This is a genomic window from Amycolatopsis sp. NPDC059027, from assembly GCF_042739735.1.
Taxonomy (GTDB): Bacteria; Actinomycetota; Actinomycetes; order Mycobacteriales; family Pseudonocardiaceae; genus Amycolatopsis.
This window is the reverse complement of record NZ_JBHYIK010000022.1, coordinates 102,489-109,337: the sequence shown is the minus strand read 5'-3', so window position 1 is coordinate 109,337 and position 6,849 is coordinate 102,489. Positions and strand designations below refer to the sequence as shown.

Here is a 6,849-nt window from a genome sequence, read left to right as displayed (position 1 = left end):
ACCGTTTCGGCCTCCTCCAGCGGGGTGCCCCGCCGCCATTCCTTCGCCAGCCTCGGATAACCCGAGGTGGTCAGCGAGCCCGGCCCGAAATCGGTGCCGATGTAGACGCGGTCGGCGTCGATCCAGCCGATCCGGGTCTTGGCCTCCGCGACGGTGAAGCCGTTTTCGACGAACGCGTGCGCGTCTAGATCGAACTCGCGGACGACGGTCGCGTCGGCGCCGCCGCGGGACAGCTCGACCAGGCCCAGCCGGTAGTCCGGACGGAGCACGACCGCACCCTGCCAGACCCAGTTCTCGCCTTCGGCTTCGGCAAGCGCGTCGACGTCGAGCAGGATTTCCCAGTCCGGTTCGCCCTGCCGGTACTCCGCCAGCGTGGTGCGCCGCCACAGCCCGCGCGGATGCGCCGCGTCCTGCCAGAAGTTGTAGAAGCAGGCACCGCGGCGGCGGATGTACGGGATGCGGTCGTCGGCGTCCAGCACCTCACGGATTCCGTCCCGTATCTCCGCGAAGCGCGTGCCGCTGGTGAGCTCGGCGAGCGTTTCGGCGTTGCGGGCACGCACCCAGTCCAGCGCTTCGTCGCTGGTCACGTCCTCAAGCCAGAGGTACTGATCTTCCACACTCATCCTCACAGTCTCTCCGTAGGATCCTGTCCTGACCGCCACCGGGTGGGTGTATTAATTTCGTGATCCGGTCACCCGTGGATATCCGTATGCTGGATTCCGCTCCGTGTGACGCTGTGTGGCCGGAGGGGGAGCGTGCGCGCGGATCACCCGCGCCGCCGCCGAGGGGATCCAGGGGAGAACGTGACTGATGCCGACAGACCGTCCGGCCTGCCCGCCATGGCCGAGCCGCCGCTGATCCGGCAGGCCGGGGCGTACCCGGAGTGGGCACCCGCGACGGGGAAGCTCCCGGCGCGCGGCGGTCGTCGCCGGGCCTTCTCCGGTGCGGTCGTCGCCGTCGCGCTGATCGTGCTCACCGTGGCGGCCATCGCCGTGGCGGGCCCGCACCGGATCGCGGGTCACGCCGTCGCGGCACCCGACGGGGCACGGCAGGTCGCCGCCGACCCGGGCACGAGCGGTCAGGCCGCCCCGAGGGCGGTGCCGCGCCTCGCGGACAACGCGTTGCTCGCCACCGGGGTCACGCTCGGTCCCGCGTCCTGTTCCCTGCCCGATCTCGGCCGCGCCCCCGCCCAGCTGGAGGCGTTCTACCGCGCGTTGCTGGACTGCCTCGAACAGTCCTGGCGCCCCGCGCTGGACAAGGCGGGCGAGCCGATGGTGGCGGTGACGCTGTCGCTGAACCTCCCGACGCACAGCGCGTGCGGGGACGCGCCGTCGAAGAACGAGGCCGTCGCCTACTACTGCGGGGGCGACACCACCATCTACGCGCCCACCGAATGGATGCTCGCCGACGCGAACCTCAACCGCGCCCGGCACATCGCCACGATCGCCCACGAGTACGGCCACCACGTCCAGCGGCAGAGCGGCATCCTGGCGGCGGCCGCGGCCAGGATGTCCTCGCCGAACCAGGACACGGCCGCCGACAAGGAGCAGGTGCGGCGGATCGAACTGCAGGCCAACTGCTTCGGGGCGTTGTTCGTCGCCGCGGCCTCGGGCAAGGGCTCGATCACCGCGTCGCTGGCGAACGCCGGGGTGGCCGACTACGGCCGCGCACAGGACAGTGACACGCACGGGACCCGCAAGCACCAGCTGGCGTGGGCGAAGGCCGGGTTCGAAGGCCGGACGACGGCGGCGTGCAACACCTGGTCCGCGTCCGCCGCCGAGGTCAGTTAGGACGTTCCCACCCCGGCGAGCGGCCGAGGATCCCGAGGAGCCGGTCGAATGCGGACGCGTCCTCGGGCAGTTCGACGATCGGAGCGAAGGTCCCCCGCTTCTTGCGGACATCGGGATCCGCTGGGATCCGTCCGGCGAACTCCAGCGCCTCGTGCACCGCTTCGGGCAGCGGCTCGTACGGGACGCCGAGCGTTTTCGCGAGGTCCCAGCCGTGGACCACGGTGTCGATGAGATGCATCTTGACCGCGATGTGCCCGGGAAAGTCCCCGAGATGGCCGATCGTGAGCGTCCGTTCGAGAACGGCGTCGTCCGCGAAGGCGGCGAGATAGGCGTCGACGGACACGGCGTACGCGTAGTACGGGGCGTCGCCGAGGTCGCCGTCCCAGCTGGGCGCGGAGCCGTGCCGGGCCGCGATCGCGAAGCCGTTGTTCTCGCCGACCTGGTGCCGGAGCAGGTCCGCCAGTGTCCAGCCCGCGCACGGGGTGGGCAGGTCGAGATCGGCGGGTGTCATGGTGGCGACCAGCTTGTCGAGGAGCGCCAGGGAACGGCGGTCGAGTTCACGCGTGTGCATGGGGACGACGCTAGTCACCGGAATTGTCGGTGGTGGCCGATACGGTGCGAAGCGATGGACGACGACGTGATGATCGAGATCAACGCGGGTCTGCAGCAGCACATCGGCGGCGACCGTGCGGGAGCCCGCGCCCGCTTCACCGCACTGTGGGAGCGGATAGGCGAGGACGGCGATCCGTTGCACCGCTGCGCGCTGGCCCACTACACGGCCGACGTCTGTGACGATCCCGCCGAGGAACTCGCCTGGGATCTGCGCGCGCTCGCCGCGGCGGATTCCCTCACCGACGAACGCGCGCAGGCCTACCACGCGACGCTGGCGGTGCGCGGTTTCTATCCGTCACTGCACCTGAACCTGGGGGAGGACTATCGCAAGCTGGGCGATTTCGCCGAGGCGCGGCGGCAGCTCGCGCTGGCCGAGGAGAAAGTGGACGCACTGGGTGACGACACCTACGCGGAGGGGATTCGGGCAGGGCTGAAGGCACTGGCGGAACGTCTCGGCGAGCCGTCCCAATAGCACGGTTCTCCCCAATTCGCAGGACTTTCGTAGGGAGCCGTCCGGCCCTAACCTGGTGTGATCCACCTCACCGGAGGAGAGGGATCGTCATGAGGATCGCGGATCTGCTGCGGAGGAAGGGAACCACGGTCGCGACGGTCACGCCGGAGACCACCGTGACCGCGCTGCTGGCCGGCCTGGCCGAGCACAACGTCGGCGCGATGGTGGTGATCGGGCCCGACGGCGGGATCGCGGGCATCGTGTCCGAACGCGACGTCGTGCGGCGGTTGCACGACAGCGGCCCGGCGCTGCTCGACGGCCCGGTCGCCGACATCATGACCAGACTGGTCGCGAGCTGCGGCCCGGACGACTCGGTCGAGAGCCTCAGCGTGCTGATGACCGAACACCGGATCCGGCACGTCCCGGTGCTGTCCGAAGGCAGGCTTGCCGGGATCGTCAGCATCGGCGACGTGGTGAAGAACCGGATGGAGGAGCTGGAGAAGTCGCAGGAGCAGCTACACGCCTACATCTCGCAGGGCTGACCGCTACTCCCGCCAGCCACTGAGGTCGACGCCCTTCGCGACGTCGACCCGGTAGCCGAGGGTGAGCGTGGTCGTCGCGCCGGGGGCGATCTTCAAGCGCCAGGTGAACTCGCCGAGCTGGGTGGTCTCGGCGGGTTCGGGCTTGGCGCGCACGTCCCGCACGGTGATGGCGTCGTCCCGCGAAACCGGCGCCTGGTCGAGCACGGTGAGCGCTGCTTCGGCGGGGCCGTGGTTCGTGATCGTCGTGCGGTATTCGGCTTCCCGGCGTCGCTGTCCGGACAGCGTGGCCTTGCTCGCGGTGCGGCGGACGAGTTCGCGTTCGATCCGGATCCGGTCGTCCACGCCGAGGGCGAGTTCGAGTTCCTCGCCCGGCGCCCACGTTTCGAGGTGGGTGCTGCCGACGAACTCGGCCTCGTGGAACACGGACGCCTTGCCTGCGCGCAGGGTGTGTTCCGAGGTGTTGACGACCGTGGCGCGCAGGTGGGCCTCCTGTGCGAGTACTGGCGCGGTGACGTACCCCAGTTCGGCGGGGAGCTCCAGCTGCGCCAAGGTCGTCCGGTGTCCCTGCGCGCCGGAGGGGACCGCGACCGGCCGTGCGGCGCGGTAGGTCATCGCCGTCGCGCCCTGCTCCGCTTCGGCGACGGGATGGGGCATCCGCCTTGATGCCATGGCCATTTCCGCGCCGCCTGGAGCCGCCGGAGCCGCGCCGCCGTACGCGGCGATCGGGTGGAACTCCTGCGCCCGGTCGAGGTACCACGGCTGCAGTTCGGGCACCGTCACGGCGGTCGCGGGCCGGGCGGTGGAGAGCGCGAGCGCGCATTCCGGCCAGTCCTCCCCGGTGTACTGCGACACCAGGCCGAACGATGTCACCGCGACACCGGCCCCGGCGACCCGGACGTCGTAGCCCGGTTCCCAGCTCGCGCCGGTGACCACATAGGACAGTTCGAGTTCGGCTTCGCCGCTGTCGGCGGTCGGTTCCAGCTCGACCACGATACTCGTACTGTCCTTTTCGGACTGTGCGCTGTGCTCCCCGATCCGCCGGTCGAGCGCGGCCAGTTCGTCCCGGAGCCGGTCGAGTCGCGCGGTGAGGGCGCGCTTTTCCTTGAGCGCGGCGGAAAGCTGCGTGCCGAGCGCGCCGGTGACCTCGGCGACACGGCCGGGTTCGGCTTCGCCGTTCGCCAGTGCCTTCGCGAAACTGCCGCCGCTGCGCCGCGCCAGGCTGGTGAGCAACTCGACCTTCGCCGCAGCGGCGGCTTCCTCGTCGGCGACGCCGTCGACCGCGTCCTGCCCGGCCTGCCGCTGCTCGACCAGCTCGCGAAGGGCGGCGTCGGCGGGTTCGATGTGGCGTTCGACGCGCACGTCGACGCCGACGATCCGGGCGGGCCCGGTGCCGGTGACCCGCACCGAGTCGGCGGCCAGGGCCAGCGGGAGCCCGGCGAAGGCGACACGCGGCCCGCCGGCCACGTCCACGCGGCCGCGGCGGGTGATCCGGGCCTGCTGGGGATAGACGGTGACGGCGACGATCGGCGCGGAGACAGTCGGCATGGCCCCGACGTTAGTCTCTTGACACCGGATCGGCCGGAACGGAAATCTCGGAACGGTCGTCGTCCGCTTCGTCCCGGCTTGGGGGCCTCGTGAGATCCGCTCGGTTCGCCGTCCTGTTCGCCGCCGTGCTCGCCCTGCCCCTGGTGCCTTCCGCGGCCTTGGCCGACGCTCCGCCCGCGCCGGTTTTCCGCGACGGCCAGGCACAACCGGTGTTCGATCCGGCCGACGTCATCCGCGAGGACGTCTGGGTCACCGCGCCGGTGGACAGCGACCACGACGGCAAGGACGACCTCGTGCACGCGCAGGTCGTGCGTCCGAGGGCGACGGCGCAGGGCATGAAGGTCCCGGTCGTCTACCAGGCGAGCCCGTACTACGCGGGCGGCAACGACGTCCCCAACCACAACGTCGACGTCGAGCTGTCGGTCCCCGGCCGCGACCGCGGCCCCGAAGGCGCGCGGGTCGCTTCGCACGGCGTCGGCCCGTACGCGGCCCCGATCACCTGGCGCTATCAGGACTACTTCACCGCGCGCGGATTCGCCGTCGTGTACGGGGAATCGCTGGGCAGCGGGCAGTCGACCGGCTGCCCGACGACCGGCGACGTCAACGAGACGATCGGCGCTCGCTCGGTGATCGATTGGCTCAACGGCCGCACTCCGGCCCGCGACGCGGGCGGGACGCCGGTCGATGCGGCGTGGAGCACCGGCAAGACCGGCATGATGGGCGTGTCCTACAACGGAACCCTGCCCAACGCCGTGGCCAGTACCGGCGTCGAAGGCCTCGAGACGATCGTGCCCATCGCCGCGATCTCCAACTGGTACGAGTACTACCGCAACGCGGGCGCGGTCGTCGCCGCGGGCGGTTACCAGGGCGAGGACGCCGACGTGCTCGCCGGATACGTCTACACCCGCGCCGACCGGGCGATCTGCCGTCCGGTGATCGACGGGCTCACCGCCGGCCAGGACCGCGTGACCGGCGACTACAGCCGGTTCTGGGACGTCCGCAACTACCGCAACGACGTCGGCAAGGTGCGGGCCTCGGTGCTCGCGGTACACGGGCTCAACGACTGGAACGTCAAGACCGACCAGGTCGCGCAGTGGTACGCGGCGCTGCGGCAGCACGGGGTCGAGCACAAGATCTGGCTGCACCAGTCCGGGCACGCCGATCCGTACAGCCTGCGCCGCGACGTCTGGCTCACGACGTTGAACAAGTGGATGTCGCACTACCTCTACGGCGTCGACAACGGGATCCAGAACGAGCCGAAGGCGACGATCCAGCGAGAGGACAAGTCCTGGGTCGACGAGGCGGACTGGCCCGCACCGGGAACCTCCGACGTGAAGGCGTACCCGTGGCCGGGCGGGGGCGCGAAGGGCACGCTGGACCTGCGGAATCCCGTGCCCGGCAACGGAAACGTCGAGCGGCTGGCCGATGATGCGAACAAGACGATCGAGCAGCTCGCCGGGCTGCCCTCGTCCGGGAACCGCCTGCTGTACGCGACGTCGGCGGCGAAGCAGCCGTTGCGGCTTTCGGGAACCGCGAAGGCGGACCTGGCGCTGTCGTTCGACCGGCCCGCCGCGAACGTCACCGTGGTGTTGCTCGATCGCGCGCCCGACGGCTCCTCGCACGTGATCAGCCGCGGCTGGACCGATCCGCAGAACCGGCACGACATCGCGCGGACCGAACCGATCACGCCGGGGCAGACCTACCGGATCGGCGTCGAGCTGATGCCGAAGGACTACATCCTCGCGGCGGGCCACCGGCTGGAGTTCCTGCTGGCCTCGAGCGACCACGACTTCACCCTGCGGCCGAAGCCAGGCGCGGGCCTGGCGCTCGACCTCACCCGGACCTCGGTGACGCTTCCGGTGACCGGCGGGAAAGCCGCGCTGCGCTCGGCTTTCTGATCCGCTACCCG

Annotated in this window: 6 protein-coding genes and 1 pseudogene; 4 read left to right on the top strand and 3 right to left on the bottom strand. The window is 70.6% G+C overall.

What is annotated here, in order from left to right:
- Positions 1 to 623, bottom strand: a pseudogene (locus ACFWY9_RS17600) (S9 family peptidase); the annotation flags it as partial.
- 180 nt (positions 624 to 803) lie between these two features.
- On the opposite strand from ACFWY9_RS17600, the gene ACFWY9_RS17595 reads away from it, so the two are divergent.
- Complete coding sequence (locus ACFWY9_RS17595) at positions 804 to 1,790, top strand: neutral zinc metallopeptidase (protein ID WP_378326434.1); 987 nt, start codon at positions 804 to 806, stop codon at positions 1,788 to 1,790.
- Here ACFWY9_RS17595 and ACFWY9_RS17590 read toward each other — a convergent pair.
- Positions 1,783 to 2,361: a TIGR03086 family metal-binding protein gene (locus ACFWY9_RS17590; protein ID WP_378339275.1), complete on the bottom strand. Its 579-nt coding sequence runs from the start codon at positions 2,359 to 2,361 to the stop codon at positions 1,783 to 1,785. The two genes, ACFWY9_RS17595 and ACFWY9_RS17590, sit on opposite strands and share 8 nt — an antisense overlap.
- A 54-nt stretch (positions 2,362 to 2,415) precedes the next feature.
- On the opposite strand from ACFWY9_RS17590, the gene ACFWY9_RS17585 reads away from it, so the two are divergent.
- The gene (locus ACFWY9_RS17585) at positions 2,416 to 2,874 is read left to right on the top strand and encodes a hypothetical protein (protein ID WP_378339274.1); all 459 of its coding nucleotides are present in this window, start codon (positions 2,416 to 2,418) and stop codon (positions 2,872 to 2,874) included.
- 89 nt (positions 2,875 to 2,963) lie between these two features.
- Complete coding sequence (locus tag ACFWY9_RS17580; RefSeq protein WP_378326431.1) at positions 2,964 to 3,395, top strand: CBS domain-containing protein; 432 nt, start codon at positions 2,964 to 2,966, stop codon at positions 3,393 to 3,395.
- A 3-nt stretch (positions 3,396 to 3,398) separates the two neighbouring features.
- On the opposite strand, the gene ACFWY9_RS17575 is transcribed toward ACFWY9_RS17580, so the two are convergent.
- Entirely contained in the window at positions 3,399 to 4,940 is a 1,542-nt protein-coding gene (locus ACFWY9_RS17575) for a DUF4139 domain-containing protein (RefSeq protein WP_378339273.1), read from the bottom strand.
- A gap of 89 nt (positions 4,941 to 5,029) precedes the next feature.
- On the opposite strand from ACFWY9_RS17575, the gene ACFWY9_RS17570 reads away from it, so the two are divergent.
- A complete protein-coding gene (locus ACFWY9_RS17570) occupies positions 5,030 to 6,838 on the top strand; it encodes a Xaa-Pro dipeptidyl-peptidase (protein WP_378339272.1) in 1,809 nt (602 codons plus the stop codon).
- Positions 6,839 to 6,849 lie beyond the last annotated feature (11 nt).

Excerpts from the sequence above, each read along its gene's own strand:
- ACFWY9_RS17580 (WP_378326431.1), top strand. The coding sequence starts at position 2,964 with ATGAGGATCGCGGATCTGCTGCGGAGGAAGGGAACCACGGTCGCGACG.
- ACFWY9_RS17575 (WP_378339273.1), bottom strand. The coding sequence starts at position 4,940 with ATGCCGACTGTCTCCGCGCCGATCGTCGCCGTCACCGTCTATCCCCAG.
- ACFWY9_RS17590 (WP_378339275.1), bottom strand. The coding sequence starts at position 2,361 with ATGCACACGCGTGAACTCGACCGCCGTTCCCTGGCGCTCCTCGACAAG.
- ACFWY9_RS17585 (WP_378339274.1), top strand. The coding sequence starts at position 2,416 with ATGGACGACGACGTGATGATCGAGATCAACGCGGGTCTGCAGCAGCAC.